The sequence below is a fragment of the Streptomyces sp. Y309 genome, from assembly GCF_056712025.1.
Map to the genome: position 1 here is coordinate 9017272 of NZ_CM160048.1, position 16444 is coordinate 9033715.

A 16444-nucleotide genomic window follows, 5' to 3' on the forward strand; every position below is an offset into this window, starting at 1 on the left:
GACGAATGGGCGGTACGTCGGCTACGCTAAAACCTGACGTTGACGTCAGAGGCAAGTAACTCAAGGGGGGCCATGAGGATCGGCGAACTCGCCGCCGCGACCGGCGTGAGCGTACGAGCGCTGCGCTACTACGAGGAGCAGCACCTCCTCGCCTCCGACCGCAGCCCCAGCGGCCAGCGCCACTACCCGGCCGCAGCGGTCGAGCGGGTCCGGCTCATCCAGCAGCTGTACGCCGCCGGACTCGCCAGCCGGACGATCGTCGAACTGCTGCCATGCATCGAGGCCGAGGAAGTGACCCCGCAGCTCCTGGAGCGGCTGCGCGCCGAGCGGGCCCGTATCGACGGACAGATCGACGGCCTGCTGGAGGCCCGGAACCGGCTGGACGCGGCCATCACCTTGGCGGCCGTATCGTGGAAACAGGGGCGTCCTTGTCCTCGGTGAGGACGCCGTCCCCGGTGAGGTGAGGACGCCGTCCCCGGTGAGCGGAGGAGGCACCATGGGGGCGCCTCGACGCTCGCCGAAGTCACGTGCGTACGCCGAAGGCTCGTGCTCGACGCCGACGACGCCAACTGCCCGCTAGGAGGCGCCACCATGCGGATCCCCGGCCCCGAGCCCCGGACGGACGGCGGAGTGGGTGCCGTCACGGCGGCGGGCGGACTGCACACGTACCAGCTGCGGCTGCACGCCGAGTACGGCCCCGTCGTACGGTTCCAGCTTCCGGGCGCCGAGACGGCCGTGTCGGTCGCCGACCCCGTACTGCTGGAGGCGACGGCGCACATCGACAAACGGCCGGAGCGGCTGTTCGAGTTCCTGGCCCCGCTCTGCGAGGCCGGCAATCTCCAGGTGATCCCGGCCGACGAACACACGCCTTGGCGACGGGTGTTGCTTTCGGTCCTTGCCGGACGTCCCTCCCACGAACGGCACTTCGCGCGGTTCACCGAGCTGGCGACGGCGCTCGCGGACGACTGGGCCGCGCGCCCCGACGGCGAACCCGTCGAGCTGCAGAAGGACCTCACCGCCCTGACGCTGCGGATGATCAGCGAGTACGCCCTCGGGGGTGACGTCGACACCGCGGACCCGGACAAGGTCATCGCCGCGTTCGAGGAAGTACTCACCGAATATCTGGGACGGCTCTACCACGTGCCGGTCCCGGGTACGCAGGACGAACGCGCCCGGCGCGCGGAGGAGGCCCTGGCCTTCCTGCGCGCGACGGTCGACCGGGTGGTCGCGGCGCATCGTTCCGGCGGCCGCACGGACAGGAGCGATCTGATCGGGGCACTGGTCGAGGCCGGTGAGAGCCCCGCGCGGATCCGCGACACCGTCATGGTGACGATGCTGGCCGCCCACCACACCACCGGGGTGGCCGTCTCCTGGACGCTGCACCTCCTGGCACGCCACCCCGAGGCGGCCGCCCGCGTCGCCGACGAGCTGGACCGCGTACTCGGTGACCGGGCGGCGCCCGAGTACGCCGACCTCCGACGGCTGACGTACCTGGAGATGGTCCTCAAGGAGTCGATGCGGCTGTACCCGCCCGGTCCCTACGGCGCCCGCGAGACGACCGAGGATCTCGTCCTGGGCGACTACGAGATCCCGGCCGGGGCGACGATCTTCTACCCGTTCTGGGCCGTCCACCTGAACCCCGCGTACTGGCCCGAGCCCGAGAAGTTCGTACCCGAGCGTTTCACCCCGGAAGAGACCGCCAAGCGCCCGAGGCTCGCCTACATCCCCTTCGGGCTCGGCCCCCGGAGCTGCGAGGGCGCCGCGCTGGCCATGGTCGAGGCCGAACTGGTGCTGGCCGTCCTGCTCAACCGCTTCCGGTTCCGGCCCGCACCAGGGCACGAGTCGGTGACACCGATCGAACGGTTCGTGCTCTGGGCGGCCGACGACATCCGCATGCTCGTGAGCCCACGGCGCTCGGCATGACCGTGAGCCCGCGCTGATCACGCGTCACCGGACGGCACGCGCGGCCTCGCAAGCCGGGCCGCAGCCCCGACACCCAAGGCCGCGAGCGCGAAACCCAGCGCGGCCGGATTGACGTAACCGGGAACGGCGTCGGTCGCGTAGCTGCCGCCGTCACTCGTCTCGCAGACGAAACGGAGCGGCAGATAGTCGACCGTGAAGTCGATGATCCCGTCGGTCGTCGTCTCCCGCTCCTGCCAGCCCGGTGTACGGCAGGACCGGATCGGTGACGAGTCGGTGCCGCCGTCCTCCGCCTCCGCGATCGCAGCGGTGACACCGAGCAGGCCCAAGGTGTACGCGGCGGCGGCCACCGCGCACAGGAGGGCGGCACAGCTCCGCAGCCATACCTCACGGCCGGCCTGCCGGAGGCCGATCCGGCCCAGGGCACGTTCACCACACGTCGGGTGAGCACCGCGTCGACGAACAAGGTGAGATACGGCCTCTGTTCGGGCTCCCGGTACCAGGCCGGAGCGTCCAGGTGGAACACCGACGCGGTCCGCGCCGCCTCCTCGCGCACCCCTGCGGGCAACGCGGCCAGCAGCTTCGGCCGCGCCGCCGTCACCTCCGCCGCGAGTCCCAGGTCGGCGGCGGGGCCGGGCAGCCCGGCGAAGAACAGCGCCCGCGCCTCGCCCTGGCTCATCCCGGTCAGGCGCGTGCGACAGCCGTCCAGCAGCTGATAGCCCCTGACACACCCGCGTCCTACCGTCGATCCACGCCCGGCCCCGACCGAACCGGCCGGGAAGCCCGCGCCCGAAGACCCAAAGACCCTCCGAGATCTTGCCGAGCGTCGAGCGAGAACAGACGGCAGCCCCCCGGACCCTGCGGCTGGCACCCACAGGCCGCTCGGTGCTCTAGCCGGGAGGTTCTGACCGTCGGCTCGGCCTCGCGGCGGGCGGTCTGTGTGCTCCCTCGCCCCTTGACGTATTCAGAGACCTCTCTAAATTTGGAGTGCTCTCTAAATTTCAGGGGAAGGGGTGGGCGCGTATGCGGTCGGTCGAAGGGGGACTGCGTGAGCAGCGCAAGGCCCAGCGGCGGATCCGGATCCTCGAGGCGACGCGCGAACTCCTGCGGGAGAGCCCGGATTCGGTGATCAGCACCGAGCGGATCGCCGAGCGGGCGCAGGTCGCCCCGGCCACCGTGTACAACCTGATCGGACCGCGCGACAAGATCTGGGAGGCGCTCGCCGCCGGGTTCATGGACGAACTGGAGCGCCGCCTGGCGGTGCTGGAAGCCGTCGGCCCGCGCGAGGTCGTCAGGTCGACCGTCCAACTGTTCGTGGACGACCCGGTCGTGTCGCGCCGCATGGTGCGTGAGTGGGAGCAGAGCGGCCTCGTACTCGACCGCAGTCCGCTCACCCAGCTTCGCCAGGTGATGGCGGACGCACGGACACAGGGCCTCCTGCGCGCCGACATCGACACCGGCGCGTTGGCCTCCGTTGTCGGCACCTCGTGCGTGGGGGCGCTGCATCAGTGGGTCGCCGCCCTGATCGACGACGAACGGTTCCTCGCACGTGCTCTGCTCGCGCTGGACGTCGCGCTCGCCGCGGCGGCCGCCGATCCCTACCGCGAGCAGCTGCTTGCGCCGCTGCGGACACGGGGCACGGTATGACGGCCGGCGCGCCGCCACGGCACCAGAGCTTCGTGGGCCGCGGCGGGATCCGGCTCACGGCGGATGTGTGGGGCGAGGCGTCCTCGCCGCCCCTTGTGCTGCTGCACGGCGGCGGCCAGACGCGGCACGCCTGGGGTCGGACCGGCGCTCGACTGGCCAGGCTGGGGTGGCGGGTCATCGCCCCGGACCTGCGCGGGCACGGCACCAGCGAATGGTCGGCCGACGGCGACTACGACCTCGACCTGTTCGCCGGGGACATCCGGGCGCTCGTCGCCGAAATCGGCGGTCGGCCGGTGCTCGTCGGTGCCTCGCTCGGCGGCCTGAGTGCGCTGCTCGCCGCCGGAGAGTCACCCCGGGCGGCGATTCGCGCCCTCGTACTCGTCGACGTCGCCCATCGACCGGATCCCCGCGGGGCCCGCCGGATCGTCGAGTTCATGCGCCGCCGGCCGGACGGATTCGCCGACGTCGGGGAAGCAGCCGCGGCGGTCTCGGCCTACCTGCCGCACCGCCCACGCCCGGCCGACCCCGAGAGGATCCAGAGGCTGCGGAACAACCTGCGCCGCCACGGCGACCGCTGGGTCTGGCACTGGGACCCCCGGCTGGTGGACGGCTTCGAGGGCCGGATGGATCCGCCCGGCATGGCGGAGCGCCTCCTCGACGCGGCGCGCCACGCCGACGTACCGATCCTGCTCGTCCGCGGCGGGATCAGCGACGTGGTGCGCGAAGACATCGCCGAGCAGTTCTGCGACAGGGTTCCGGGCGCGCGGCGGGTCGATGTGGCGGACGCGGGGCACATGGTGGCCAGTGATCGGAACGAGCACTTCATCGATGCGATCGTGCCCTTCTTGGAAGGAGCTCAGTGAGCACGGCTCAGGCCTCGGATTGCCCCCGGTCGCAAGACGAGGCGTACTCGACCAGATCAGGAGCCGCCCGTACCCGACCCGATCGGGCACAGGATGTCGGGTCCGGCCAGGCGCCCGCTGCCTAGCGTGGTGATCGCGAAAGAGGAAGGGGACCGGGCATGCTGGAGCGTCTCAACCAGGCCCTGGAGCACATCGAGCGCCGCCTCGACCAGGACATCGACGTGGCCGAGCTGGCGCGCGTCGCGGCCACGTCGGAGTACCACCTGCGCCGGATGTTCTCCGCGCTCGCGGGCATGCCGCTGTCGGAGTACGTACGGCGCCGTCGGCTCACCGTCGCGGGTGCCGAAGTGCTCGCGGGGCGTGCGTCGCTGCTGGAGATCGCGGTGCGCTACGGCTACGGCTCGGGCGAGGCGTTCGCCCGGGCGTTCCGTGCCATGCACGGGGTCGGTCCCGGCGAGGCCCGGCGCGACGGCGCCGCGCTCGTCTCCCAGCCCCGGTTGACCTTCCGCCTCACCGTCGAAGGGAGCAGCAGCATGCGTTATCGCGTCGTGGACAAGCCGGACTTCAGCGTCGTCGGCTTCAAGACCCGGGTGCCACTGGTGCACGCGGGGCCGAACCAGGCGATCATCGAATTCGTCCGCGGGATCGAACCGGGGGCCCTGGAGCGCCTGGAGAAGCTGTCGGACCAGGAGCCGCAGGGTGTGCTCGCGGTCTGCGACGACTTGGACCCGAGTCGCGCCGAAGGCACGGAGCTGGACTACTACCAGGGGGTGATCACGTCGGCGGCCGCCCCCGGAGGCACCACGGTTCTCCCGGTCCCGGCCGGTACGTGGGCGGTCTTCACCACGTCCGGACCGGCACCGCGGGCCGTCCAGGAGCTGTGGCGGGACGTCTTCACGGAGTGGTTCCCGTCCAACCCGTACCGCAGCCGCCCCGGCCCAGAGATCCTGCGCACCCACCTGTCGCAGGACAAGACCGAGGCCGATGCCGAACTGTGGCTTCCGGTGGAGCGGGAACAGGGCTGACCATCCCTGACGGGGAGGGGGCCTGGTCAAAGTCCTACGGCCGGGCCCCCTCGACCGCCTCATAGCAGGCTTCGATCAGGGCACGCAGCGCCGCCCGGGGCGGACCCTCCCGCACCGCGAGGTAGGTCTGTATGACGGGCGCCGGGTCGCTGAGGGGGCGGAACACCACGCCGGGAACGGGGAGTTGATCGGCATGCGGGGCGTAGAAGACCGTCCAGGACGGTCTGCCGTGGCCGATGGCGGCGAGGGTGTCCTGGTCGTTGGTGAACTCCGGGCCCAGGACGGGCGTGTAACCGGCGGCCCGGCAGGAGCGCATCACCAGGTCGTGCAGCGCGGGGTTGCGGGAGCGCGGGGCGAGCCGCAGCGGCAGGTCCGCGAGCCGGGCCAGTTCGACGGTCTCCCGCGCGGCGAGCTCGTGGCCCGCGGGCAGCGCCGCCACCACGGCGTCCCGCCACAGCGGCAGGAACTCGAGGCCGGGGTCGGTCCGTTCGCCGCGCAGCAGGGCGGCGTCCAGGTCACCGGCCCGCACCCGCGCCAGGCGTTCCTCCGTACCGCTGGTGACGAGTTCCAGCTGGGCGTGGCCGCCGTACCGGGTGAACGCGGTGAGTACGGCGTCCAGCCAGCCACCGAGACCGGAGCTGGTGCCGAGGCGCACCGTCGCGGACTGTTCGGCGCGCAGTTCGCCGATGGCCTCGCGGGCGCGCGCTTGGAGGGCGAGCATCTCCCTGGCGTACGGCAGGAGCCGATTGCCGGCCTCGGTGAGCCGGACGACGCGGGTGGAGCGGGTGAACAGCTCGGCATCCAGCTCGCGTTCGAGCCGCCGGACCTGCTGGCTGACCGCGGACTGCACGATGTGCAACCGCTCGGCTGCACGGCCGAAGTGCAGTTCCTCCGCCACCGTGAGGAAGTAGCGCAGCTGACGCAGCTCCATGGCCTTCCGTCTTCCTGACCGCCGTGACTCCGGGGCTCCGGGAATCACTGACCAGCATTGATCACCGTTCGCGATCAGTGTAGTAGCGGATCGATCATTGGTCGGCGGAGGTGATCACGGTTGGCTGGGGACATCACGAACCGCGCGGTCCGCACGGGCCCACGAGGCGGAAGGAAGCCGTCATGCCTTATCTGGATGTCAACGACACCACCCTCTACTACGAGGACGAGGGGACCGGCCCGGCGCTGCTGTTCCTGCACGGCTGGGGCACCAGCGGCCGGACCTGGGGCGCTCAACTGCCCGATTTCACCCGGGACCACCGCGTCGTCACGGTCGACTGGCGGGGCTGCGGGCGGTCGGCCCACCCCGTCCGGGGCAACACCACCGCCGGGGTGGTCGGCGACCTGGTGGCGCTGATCGGCGCGCTGCGGCTGGACCGGCCGGTGGTCGTCGGCTCGTCGATCGGCGGGACCTTCGCCACTGAACTGGCCCTGCGGCGGCCCGAGTTGATCGCGGGCGCGGTCCCGGTGGACGCGCCGGGGTACTGGCCGTCGACGACGGCACAGGCTCAGGCGGAGCTCGTGGCCGGTCTGCGCCGCGACCGGGCCGGTACGGTCGCCGGCTGGGTGCCGGGGTGGTACGCGCCGGGCACCGCGCCCGCGCTCATCGACTGGACGGTCCGGCAGATCCTGGACTCCGGCGTCTACATCGACGAGCACCAGGCCACCGCCGACGGCTACGACCCCCGCCCCACGCTGCCCGGGCTGCGGGTGCCCGTCCACTACCTCCACGGAGAGCTGGACACCGCGATCCCCCTGGAGGTGGCCCGGACCTGTGCCGCCCTGACGCCGGGCGCCACGGTCGGCGTGATCGCCGGCGCGGGCCATATGCCCCACCAGGAGCGCCCCGAGCGGTTCAACGCCGCGCTGCGCACCGCGCTCGCCAGGATGGCCCCCGTCGCCCACACCCCCGACACCCCTCTGCCGGAATCGCCCCATGGCTGAGCGCGACACGGATCACGGCTACCTGCTGGCGCCGGTGGCCCGTCCGTACCCCTCGGCCTCGCCGCCCTCCACGCCGTGGACGAGCGTGGCGATGTGCGTGGCGAGCTCGGGCCACAGCTCCCTCGGAAGGTGGTGGCCCATCCCCTCCAGGATCACCAGTTCGGCACCCGGGACGGCGGCAGCGGTGGCCCGGCCGCCGCTGACGTCGCACACGATGTCGGCGGCGCCGTGCAGCACCAGCGTGGGCACCCGCAGCGACCGCAGCCGTTCCGTGCGGTCGCCCGTCGCCACGACCGCGAGGCCCTGACGCTGGATGCCGAGGGCGTCGTACCCCCGGTCGAAGGCCCGCCCGGCCCGCTCGGCCGCGGCGGCCGCGTCGAACGCGAACCCCGGAGACGCGGAGAGGCGCAGAGCGCGCGTCTGCCAGTCGACGAACACCTCCCGCTCGTCGGGCGGTCCGCCCAAGTCGGCGAACACCGAGAAATCGGCCTCGCCCACGCCGGGTTCACCGGTCGTGGACATCATCGACGTCAGCGAGCGCACCCGGGCCGGATGCTCGACGGCGACCATCTGGGCGATCATCCCGCCCATGGACGAGCCGACGAGGTGCACAGCGGTGAGGCCGAGCACGTCGAGCAGACCGACGGTGTCGGCCGCCATGTCGGAGAGCGTGTACGAGGCCGTGGAGAGGTCACCCGCCAGGGCCGCCGCGAAATCCGGCACGGGCGCGTCGGGGAAGTGCGTCGACCGTCCGCTGTCGCGGCTGTCGAACCGGATCACCTGCAGGCCGCGGTCCACCAATGCCCGGCAGAACCCCTCCGGCCAATTGATCATCTGTGCGCCCGCCCCCATGATCAGCAGGACCGGCGGGGCGTCCGGTGCACCGAAGCGTTCGTAGGCGATCTCGATCTCGGACGGGCCGACATGCCGTGCCTTCAGTTCAGCCATGCCCCAAACGCTAGCTGCTTCAGGGGAGTTGAAGATCCCGCTGCGGTATGCGGCAACCCGCACACGAACCGATCCCTCGCCGTGACGGGCGGGGGCATACTGCTGTCGAAGCTTGAAAACGGCGTCCTCTGCACGCGAGTTGACCGTGAAGGAAGCGGGCTGGAAGCTGACGCTTCGTACCCATCACCAGCAGGGCCATCTAGTGGTGAGGCTTCCGGCACGGGCGGACATCGGCAACGCGGCGGCCGTACGCACAGCTGCTGCGGATCATCGGCCTGAGGGCTCGCGTAGAGAGGGCACGGCATGGCCGCGCACGTGCGGGAGCAAGAGCTGGCCGGGCTGCACTGGCTCGTGGTGAGCAGGACCCGTCAGGACGCGTTCCACGCGCTCGGCGCGGCCGCGCGGGACAGTGTCCGTGCCATGGTGGGCCCGCTGGAGGAGGACGCCGACCTGCAGAAGTGGCTGCGGACTCCCGCGGGCGAGGAGCGCTTCGGGCGGCTCGCGGACGCCACGCGCCGCGGCTGCGGACCCAAGTGGGCGGAGCTCCAGGCTCTGGCCGACGGCAGCGGTGTCGGCTTCGACGAACTGCTGACGATGAACCTGCTCGGGGACCTCGGGGTGGAAGATGGCACCGGTTGCAGCGATCTGGGCTGGCGGTCGGAGCGGTCGTTCGTGGCGCACAACGAAGACGGCTATCCGTCGGAGGACGGCCGCTTGCTGATCGTCACGCTGGCCATCGACGGACAGGCCCCCGTGACCGCCCTGTGGTATCCGGGATTTCTCACCGCGAACGCGTTCACCGCCACTGGCCACGGACTGGTCTGGGGTGTCGACCACATCCCCGTCGTACGCCCCGGCCGCACCGGCGCGGGCCGCCACTTCGTCGCCCGGGCCATGCAGGAGGCGACGACGCTGGACGCGGCCGTGACCCACCTGCGCACCCGCCCCAGCGTCGGCGGCTACGCGTACACCATCGGCGAACGAGCCACCGGCCGCGTCGCGGTGGTGGAAGCCGTCGCCGGTCGTGTCACCGTGACCGAGGCCGGCCCGGCACGGCCGCTGCTCTGGCACACCAACCACCTGCGCCGGACGGCCGACCCGGCCGATTCTCCGGCTCTTCTCGGCGACAGCCCGGCAGCCCGGGACCACACCGTCCGGTACGAGGAGAGCGTGGCCCGCGGCCGGGTACTGGCAGCCCTCGAACCGCCCGGGGGAGTGCCCACCGCCGACTGGTTCATGGAGGCACTCACCTCGGCCCCGCTGCCGCACGGCGTGTACCGCACAGCGGCAGACACCGACCCGCTCATGACGCTGTGTACCGTGGTCGCCGCCCTGTCCGGTGACAGCGTCACGCTGCGTGGCCGGAACGGGCAGACTTCGCAGCTCGCGTTGTCGGCCTTCACCGACGGCTCCGGCGCGCCCACCACCTGAGCTGGGCGGGCGGCCCACCTGGTCATTGATTTGACGCGGCCGGCGTTGTGGCCGAGCATTTTTAGGGGAAGGCCCCGACCCTCGTGCGTCACCGTTCACGGCAGTCGCCCTCGGTTGCCGCTCCTCCTTCCCCGAGTCTGCTCACGACCTCGCCGCGTGTCCGTCGCAGCCCTCCGGGCACTCGTCCTGAGAACGGGGACGAATGAGGAGGAGATATGCAGCTGTCCGTTCTGGAGCCGCTCTTCGACCGCGAGGGCCCCTGGGCCACCGTCTACTTCGATCCCTCTCACCACGACGAGGCAGGGGCCAGGCGGCGCGAACTGTACGTCCGGGAAGCGTGCCGGACACTGGAGGAGGAGGGCGCCGACGCCGCGACCACGCAAGCCGTGCGGGACGCCCTGACGAACATCAGCCCCGCAGAGGACCCGGCGGGGCGAGTGGTCTTCGCCGCCGGAGGGGAAGTGGTGCTCAGCTGTCGTCTCTCCCGCCCGCCGCAGCGCCAGGTCGTCTGCTGGGCCCCGCTGCCCCGCCTGACGCCGCTCCTGGAGCTGTCCGGCCAGGACCCGGTCTGCCTCGTGGCGTACATCGACCGGACCGGCGCCGACTTCCAACTGCGTGGCGCGGCCGGCCCGCAGGATGCCGGGCATGTCCAGGGACGGCAGTGGCCGATGCACCGTACGGCCTCGGCCGACTGGTCCGAGCGGCACTTCCAGCTCAGGGTCGAGGACACCTGGGAGCACAACGCCGGCGAGATAGCCGACGCGCTGACCTCGGCGTACGAGGAGTCCGGTGCCGACCTGGTCGTCCTGGTCGGCGACCCCCGCGAGCGGCCCGCCGTACGGGAAAGGCTTCCCGAAGCCGTCCGCGAGGTCACGACGGAGACCGAGCACGGCGGTCGCGCCGCGGGCTCCTCCTCCGCCGCGCTGGACGAAGCCATCGAGGAGGCCCGGCAGCGGCACAACCGTCGCCGGGTCGAGGAGGCGCTCGACCGGTTCCGCGCCGGACGGGTGGGCACCGACAGGCCGACGGACGCCGTGGAGGGTGTCCCGGCCGTGGCGGAAGCCGCCCGGGAGCACCGCATCGACACGCTGCTCATCCGGCCCGACGGGGCGGACCTGGCCCGTGAGACCTGGGTGGGCGGCGAGCCCGACCAGGTGGCGGTGCGCCGCGGCGACGTACAGACCCTGGGCGAGGACCACCCGGTCCCGGTACGCGCCGACGACGCGCTGCTGCGGCTGGCGGCCGTCACCGCCGCCGACGTACTGATCGTTCCTCCCTCGGACGGGGACGACCCGGACGTTCCGGCAGGTGGTCTCGGCGCGCTGCTGCGCTGGACGTACGAGCCGACCGCCGCGTAGCGACGGCGCACGCCAAGAGAGGGAGGTATGCCGACATGGACCGAGGCAGCAATCCCGTCAGCCGCCGCAAGGACGACGAGATGAAGCACGAACTGCAAGGTCACCTGCGTTCCGGCCGGCCCACTCACGTGGAGGAGGCGTACGAGCCCGAGCCGCCGGCGGACGACGACATCCGGGTGCACCCGCGCGGACCGGTGCCGCCACCCGGCGAGGAACGCGAACAGGCCGAGGCCGCCGCCGAGGCAGAAGCCCTGCGGAGCGAACTGGCCCGCCACCTCGAGCGAGCCGCCTTCCCGGCCGACCGGCAGAAAGTGCTGGACGTCCTCGAAGCCCACCACGCGCCGGAAGACGCCCTGGAAGCCGCGCGCCGACTGCCGGACGGCGGCGCGTACGCCAACGTGACCGAGATCGTCAACGCGCTCGGGCGGCGCCACAAGGGGTGACCTCTCGCCTGCCTCCGGCAGGTTTTCACCATGCCTCACGTGGTAGCCCGGAAGTACGTTCCTTGCGTACGGAGGAGCGAAGGCGCCGGATGAGTTGGGACCAACAGCCGCTGGCGCCGCCCCTCTTCCTCAGCGCCTGTGCGCCTCCGCGATCGCCCGACGCAGGGCTGCCTTGACCTCCGGGGCGGGAGGCGGCCCGTCGACGCCGCTGATGATCTCGTGGGCCACGACGCGCAGCTTGGTGTTGCTGTGCTGCGAGACGTCGACGAGGATCTCCCAGGCGCGTTCGGGCGAGCATCCGGCCAGCGCCATGACGATCCCGCGGGCCACGTCGATGTCGGGGCGTGTCTCGATGGCGTGCTGGAGCTGTCCCACTTCCTGCTGCAGCTCTTCGACGCGGCCGGACCCGACCTCGATCCGGGACAGCGGACGCCCGTTCACGGAGCGGGGCGGCGACGCACTGGTGGAAGGACTCTCGTTCACGCTGGCGGGACGGTTCTTGGTCATGTGCGTGCAGCTCCCTTCCAGTGACAGAACGAGCGAGGACAAGAGGGATGTCCTCCTTGCAGTCCTCATAGTCTCGCCTGCCCCGCCCGACCGGGAGCCCAATCGCGGCCGGGCTCCGCTGCCGGTGAGCCGGCGCGGGCTCCGCTCCCGGTGAGCCGGTCCGGGCTCCGTTTTCCCGTACCCGCCCTGGGCACCCGTGGGGGCGCGGCAGAGAAGGCACGTACGAGAGATGGCGCGTACGAAGGACACGGGAGGCACGCATGAAGGCAGTCGTCTGGCGAGGGACAGGTGACATCCGGCTCGAGGACGTGCCGGAGCCCAAGATCCAGGAGCCGCACGACGCGATTGTGCGCGTCACCACTTCGGCGATCTGCGGCACCGACCTGCACCTCATCCGCGGCACGCTGACCGGGCTGCGGGAGGGCCGGGTGCTCGGCCACGAAGGCGTCGGCGTCGTCGAGGAGACCGGCCCCGGCGTGCGGAACTTCCAGGCGGGCGACCGTGTGGTGATCCCGTCCACGGTGGCCTGCGGGGTGTGCAGCTACTGCCGCGCGGGCTACTACGCGCAGTGCGACAACGCCAACCCCGCGGGCGTGCGGGGCGGCACCACGTTCTTCGGCGGTCCGGAGGCCGCGGGCGGACTCGACGGGCTACAAGCCGAGTACGCGCGCGTGCCGTTCGCCCACACCGGGCTCGTCCCGCTTCCCGACACCGTCGACGCCACACACGCCATCCTGCTCTCCGACATCCTCCCCACCGCCTGGTTCGGCGCGCGCCTTGCCGAGGTCAGCAGCGGCGACACCGTCGCCGTCCTGGGCGCGGGCCCCGTCGGCCAGTGCGCGGTCAGCGCGGCCCGGCTCCAGGGCGCGGGCCGCGTGATCGTGATCGACGGCGTCACCGACCGGCTCGCTCTCGCCCGCGCACAGCACGCCGAGACGGTGGACTTCAACTCCGAGGACCCCGTCGAGAAGGTGCGGGAGATGACCGGCGGCGTCGGCGTGGACCGCGTGATCGAGGCGGTGGGCATCGACGCCGAACGCCCCGTGCTCGGACCGGCCGCCGAGACACTGGCGCGGGCCGAGCGACAGCAGGGCAGGGAGGAGAGGTTCAGCACGGAGCGAGACCTGGCCGCGCCCGTGCAGAACCCCGACGAACGCGGCACCTGGATGCCGGGCGACGCCCCGAGCCTCGCCGCCCGCTGGGCCGTCGATCTGGTCGCGAAGGCCGGAACCGTCGGCGTCGTCGGCGTCTACCCGCCGGGCGCCGACCGCTTCCCGATCGGCCGGGCCATGCAGAAGAACCTCACCCTCCAGATGGGCAACTGCAACCATCGCCGCTACATCCCGCACCTCGTCGGCCAGATCGCGTCCGGCGTCCTCGACCTCACACCGCTCGTCACCCAGTGGGCCGTCACGCAGGACGCCGTCGCGGCGTACGGATGCGTCGACCGGCGCGAGTACGGCTGGACGAAGGTCGCGCTGGACGTGGCCGACCCGGACACGCCGAAGGCCGCCTGAGTGGCGGTGGGTTGAGAGGGTTCGGTGGGGGTTCAGTGGGTTCGGAGGGCGAAGGTGTGTCCGGCCGGGTCGGAGTAGAGCCGGATGTCCTGGACGCCGCCCTGCGGGTTGGTGTCCACGGGCCGTGCGCCCCCGGAGATCGCCTGGCGCTCCGCCGCGTCCATGTCCTCTTTGGCGACGAGGAGTTCGAGATGCGTCTGGTGGGAGTCGTCCGGCCGCGGCCAGCTCGGCGGCGCGAAACCGGTTTCCCGGCGGAAACCCATCCGCATACCGGAAGCGCCCGTGATCTCGAACCGGTCGGCCCGCGGGTTGAACTCGGCCTCCCCACCGAGCAGCGCGCCGTAGAACTCGGCCAGTTGCTCGGGTTCGCCGCAGTCCAGGACAAGGATTCCGGTATCGACGATGGCCATGGTCTTCCTCGCTTCGCCCTCTTACCTATTACCTGCCGCAGTACCTGCCGCACCGGCTCGATGGGCCGGGTGGCCGCCGAGTACCCCACCCGCCGGGAAGCAAGTCCCGCGAAGTCCCGCGCGGAACGTTTGGGGGCGGAGGCCCGGGGGACTCGCCGAGGTGGCCGATGAGCCAGGGGAGTGAGGGGCTCTGGGCGCGGGGCGATACGCCTCGCGCCCAGAGTGGCATCAGGCTCAGAGTGGCCTCAGGCAGCGGGTCGTTCGCGGTCACGACGGCTTGAGCGGATCGTGCCCCAGGGACATCAGCCGGTGCCTGCGGTACGTGTCGTCGGCCCCGGGCTCCCGCTCCTCGTCGCGGGCGGCGTTGATGAGGTCCACCACCTTGTACATGAGGCGAATGTCGTCGTCGGTGAGGTCCGTGCGCCGCTTCTGCAGGATCGCCAGGACATGCCGGCCCGCGTCCGAGCCCGCGTGCTCGGGCAACGGCTCGGTGTGCTCGCCCGCGTCCCGCGTCCTGAGCCAGGCGCTGAGCTCCTGCGAGGTCATGTTGACCAGGCGGTGGAACTCGGCCCAGAGGGCGTCCAGTTCGAGGGAAGAGATGTCAGTCATGCGCGGCGGGTACCCGTGAATCCGGCGGCGAAGCCGCTAGGCGAACGGCACGTTGACACAGGCGAGGCGCTCGCCCGCCTGGCCCGCGTGCCCGGGCTCGGTGTGGGTGGCGTGCTCGTGGATCACGATGGAACGGGCCTCGCCGGGACGGAACCCCCACTCGACGGCCGCGTCCGACCGGCCCGCGCCGCGGCCGTCCGTGGTGAAGTCGAGCCAGATCTCGTTCCGCGGGTTGGCGTACGCGGGATCGGTGGACGGCTGCACCGGGTCGACCCGGTGCTGGTAGTGCGGCCCGGAGTCGTCGGGGCGCGGGCCGCACGGCTTCTGGTGGACGTGCGCGCCGTAGGTCCGGTCCGGGTTGACGCCGTGCAGCCGCAGCTCGACGCGGGTGCCGCCCTCCTCCGTGACCTGCTCGGTGACGGTGACGCGACTCCCCACCGGTACGCCCTGCTCGTCGTACGTCACCGCGCCGCGCGCGGGCAGGTCTTCGGGCGGCGCGAACTCGGCCCGCACTTCGACGGGATCGGGACAGGCGGCCGCCGGGCTCGCGAGGAAGGGCACGGCGATCACGGCTGCGGCGGACGTACCCAAGAGAGCAGGGCGTACAAGCATGAACTCCTCCTCCGACGACTCTTCCGGACTTCCGGCTCTTTCCCCGGCTCGGGGATGAACGCCGGTTGCCCGGTCCGGCCCGCCTGAAACGACGGAATCCGGCCCGGTCCCGAAACATCGCCCGCGCTCCGCCCGCGCGGATCCGCTCGGCACCGTCAGGCTCTCGACACCGCCAGGCTGTAGCGGAGCTTCTCCTTGGCGCGGGCGCCGAGGCGGTCGTAGAAGCGGACCGCGCCTTCGTTCCAGGCCGGGGTCTGCCACTGGACCTCGGTGAGGCCGAGGTGCCGCGCCTCGGCCGTCACGGCGTCCATGAGGAGGGCGCCGAGGCCTGCTCCGCGGGTGCCGGAGCGCACGAAGAGGCAGTCCATGTGCAGGTATTCGCGCCCCTGCCAGGTGGAGAGTTCGGGCGCGCACGTGGCGTAGCCGACGATATCCCCGCCGGGCAACTCCGCTACCAGGCAGCGCAATCGCGGTTCCGGGGCGTCGAAGAGCAGCGCTTCGAGTCGCCGCGCGAGGTCGGGTGCGGGCGCCGCGGCGTTTTCGTACGAGGCGTGCTCGGCGGCCAGTTCGGCGATCCGCGGCAAGTCGGCGGGCCGCGCGTGCCGCACCGTCGCGGCACCGGTCATCGGACGCTTCCCGTCGAGGTGTCGGCGCTCCAGGCGGGCAGCCGGTCGGTGATCGTGCCGGTGCCGTCGAGGATGTGCCGTGAGAACGCGTCGCGTTCGTGGGCGAGGACGGCGGCTTCCCAGACGCAGGGGGCGAGTCCGGTACGGCCCGGGCGCAGTCGGTCGGGCTGTCCGGCCGGTCCGGTGAAGACGGCCAGGTCGGACATGTGTCCCTCGATCCAGGTGTGGACGAGGACGTAGTCGCCGTCGCCGCCCGCGTGCACGATCAGGACGGCGAGGCCGAGCGACCCGCGTATACGGCCGAGTTCCAGATGGGCCCCGGCGATGCGCAGGGCGGCGTCGACGTCCTGCTCCGTCACGGTGCGGCCCGGCGCTTCGAGGGAGTACACCTTCGTCAGGTGCCCGCCGGCCTCCCGGGTGCCCAGAGACCGTGTGGTGCGTGCGTGGTGTCCTTGGGACAGGGCGAGCAGTGCTTCCGTGTCCACCGCCGCCGGCATTTCGCGATCAGTCATCCGGCCATGATGCAGTGCGCGCCGCCGACCGGCTCCGGCGGGCCATCCTCTCCGCGGACGCCGAGGAGGCCCGGATGACGT

The 16444-nt window shown here is 71.9% G+C and carries 20 protein-coding genes; 11 read left to right on the top strand and 9 right to left on the bottom strand.

Going from position 1 to position 16444, the window contains the following annotated elements:
- Positions 1-72 precede the first annotated feature (72 nt).
- Positions 73-441: a MerR family transcriptional regulator gene (locus tag AC0KTA_RS37845; RefSeq protein WP_481052717.1), complete on the top strand. Its 369-nt coding sequence runs from the start codon at positions 73-75 to the stop codon at positions 439-441.
- A 150-nt stretch (positions 442-591) separates the two neighbouring features.
- On the top strand, positions 592-1923 hold the full coding sequence (locus AC0KTA_RS37850) for a cytochrome P450 (RefSeq protein ID WP_481056700.1): 1332 nt from the start codon (positions 592-594) through the stop codon (positions 1921-1923).
- Positions 1924-1940: 17 nt separating this feature from the next.
- Here the strand turns inward: AC0KTA_RS37850 and AC0KTA_RS37855 are convergent, their stop codons facing one another.
- Positions 1941-2270, bottom strand: coding sequence for a hypothetical protein (locus AC0KTA_RS37855; protein ID WP_481052718.1), 330 nt, complete (start codon positions 2268-2270; stop codon positions 1941-1943).
- Positions 2271-2363: 93 nt separating this feature from the next.
- On the opposite strand from AC0KTA_RS37855, the gene AC0KTA_RS37860 reads away from it, so the two are divergent.
- From AC0KTA_RS37860 to AC0KTA_RS37875, 4 genes are all read left to right on the top strand, one after another.
- Complete coding sequence (locus tag AC0KTA_RS37860; protein WP_481052719.1) at positions 2364-2636, top strand: hypothetical protein; 273 nt, start codon at positions 2364-2366, stop codon at positions 2634-2636.
- Between the two features lie 307 nt (positions 2637-2943).
- Entirely contained in the window at positions 2944-3567 is a 624-nt protein-coding gene (locus tag AC0KTA_RS37865; protein WP_481052720.1) for a TetR/AcrR family transcriptional regulator, read from the top strand.
- Positions 3564-4430 carry an alpha/beta fold hydrolase gene (locus AC0KTA_RS37870; protein ID WP_481052721.1) on the top strand — a complete coding sequence of 289 codons (867 nt, stop codon included), beginning with the start codon at positions 3564-3566 and terminating at the stop codon, positions 4428-4430. The genes AC0KTA_RS37865 and AC0KTA_RS37870 overlap by 4 nt, the downstream gene beginning before the upstream one ends.
- Before the next feature lie 158 nt (positions 4431-4588).
- Entirely contained in the window at positions 4589-5455 is an 867-nt protein-coding gene (locus tag AC0KTA_RS37875; protein ID WP_481052722.1) for an AraC family transcriptional regulator, read from the top strand.
- Between the two features lie 34 nt (positions 5456-5489).
- Here AC0KTA_RS37875 and AC0KTA_RS37880 read toward each other — a convergent pair whose 3' ends face one another.
- Complete coding sequence (locus AC0KTA_RS37880) at positions 5490-6386, bottom strand: LysR family transcriptional regulator (RefSeq protein WP_481052723.1); 897 nt, start codon at positions 6384-6386, stop codon at positions 5490-5492.
- Between the two features lie 182 nt (positions 6387-6568).
- Between AC0KTA_RS37880 and AC0KTA_RS37885 the strand changes: the two genes are divergently transcribed.
- On the top strand, positions 6569-7390 hold the full coding sequence (locus tag AC0KTA_RS37885) for an alpha/beta fold hydrolase (RefSeq protein WP_481052724.1): 822 nt from the start codon (positions 6569-6571) through the stop codon (positions 7388-7390).
- An 18-nt stretch (positions 7391-7408) separates the two neighbouring features.
- Here AC0KTA_RS37885 and AC0KTA_RS37890 read toward each other — a convergent pair whose 3' ends face one another.
- Positions 7409-8338: an alpha/beta fold hydrolase gene (locus AC0KTA_RS37890; protein WP_481052725.1), complete on the bottom strand. Its 930-nt coding sequence runs from the start codon at positions 8336-8338 to the stop codon at positions 7409-7411.
- 303 nt (positions 8339-8641) lie between these two features.
- Between AC0KTA_RS37890 and AC0KTA_RS37895 the strand changes: the two genes are divergently transcribed.
- The 3 genes from AC0KTA_RS37895 (at position 8642) to AC0KTA_RS37905 (ending at position 11570) form a co-directional block, all read left to right on the top strand.
- Positions 8642-9769 carry a C45 family autoproteolytic acyltransferase/hydolase gene (locus AC0KTA_RS37895; protein ID WP_481052726.1) on the top strand — a complete coding sequence of 376 codons (1128 nt, stop codon included), beginning with the start codon at positions 8642-8644 and terminating at the stop codon, positions 9767-9769.
- 215 nt (positions 9770-9984) lie between these two features.
- Positions 9985-11127 (top strand): baeRF2 domain-containing protein, encoded by a 1143-nt coding sequence (locus tag AC0KTA_RS37900; protein WP_481052727.1) that lies wholly within the window; start codon positions 9985-9987, stop codon positions 11125-11127.
- A gap of 35 nt (positions 11128-11162) precedes the next feature.
- A complete protein-coding gene (locus AC0KTA_RS37905) occupies positions 11163-11570 on the top strand; it encodes a DUF2795 domain-containing protein (protein WP_481052728.1) in 408 nt (135 codons plus the stop codon).
- Between the two features lie 129 nt (positions 11571-11699).
- Here AC0KTA_RS37905 and AC0KTA_RS37910 read toward each other — a convergent pair whose 3' ends face one another.
- Positions 11700-12077 (bottom strand): ANTAR domain-containing protein, encoded by a 378-nt coding sequence (locus AC0KTA_RS37910; RefSeq protein WP_481052729.1) that lies wholly within the window; start codon positions 12075-12077, stop codon positions 11700-11702.
- Between the two features lie 260 nt (positions 12078-12337).
- Between AC0KTA_RS37910 and AC0KTA_RS37915 the strand changes: the two genes are divergently transcribed.
- Positions 12338-13594 carry an alcohol dehydrogenase catalytic domain-containing protein gene (locus AC0KTA_RS37915; RefSeq protein WP_481052730.1) on the top strand — a complete coding sequence of 419 codons (1257 nt, stop codon included), beginning with the start codon at positions 12338-12340 and terminating at the stop codon, positions 13592-13594.
- A gap of 32 nt (positions 13595-13626) precedes the next feature.
- Here AC0KTA_RS37915 and AC0KTA_RS37920 read toward each other — a convergent pair whose 3' ends face one another.
- The 5 genes from AC0KTA_RS37920 to AC0KTA_RS37940 all read right to left on the bottom strand — a co-directional run bounded on the left by AC0KTA_RS37920 (position 13627) and on the right by AC0KTA_RS37940 (position 16363).
- Complete coding sequence (locus tag AC0KTA_RS37920; RefSeq protein ID WP_481052731.1) at positions 13627-14004, bottom strand: VOC family protein; 378 nt, start codon at positions 14002-14004, stop codon at positions 13627-13629.
- A 267-nt stretch (positions 14005-14271) separates the two neighbouring features.
- Positions 14272-14613, bottom strand: a complete 342-nt coding sequence (locus AC0KTA_RS37925) for a DUF3140 domain-containing protein (RefSeq protein ID WP_481052732.1) — start codon at positions 14611-14613, stop codon at positions 14272-14274.
- 36 nt (positions 14614-14649) lie between these two features.
- Entirely contained in the window at positions 14650-15225 is a 576-nt protein-coding gene (locus AC0KTA_RS37930; protein WP_481052733.1) for a superoxide dismutase family protein, read from the bottom strand.
- A gap of 155 nt (positions 15226-15380) precedes the next feature.
- Entirely contained in the window at positions 15381-15851 is a 471-nt protein-coding gene (locus AC0KTA_RS37935) for an N-acetyltransferase family protein (RefSeq protein ID WP_481052734.1), read from the bottom strand.
- Positions 15848-16363 (bottom strand): hypothetical protein, encoded by a 516-nt coding sequence (locus tag AC0KTA_RS37940; RefSeq protein WP_481052735.1) that lies wholly within the window; start codon positions 16361-16363, stop codon positions 15848-15850. Before AC0KTA_RS37940 ends, AC0KTA_RS37935 begins: the two co-directional genes overlap by 4 nt.
- Positions 16364-16444: the final 81 nt, after the last annotated feature.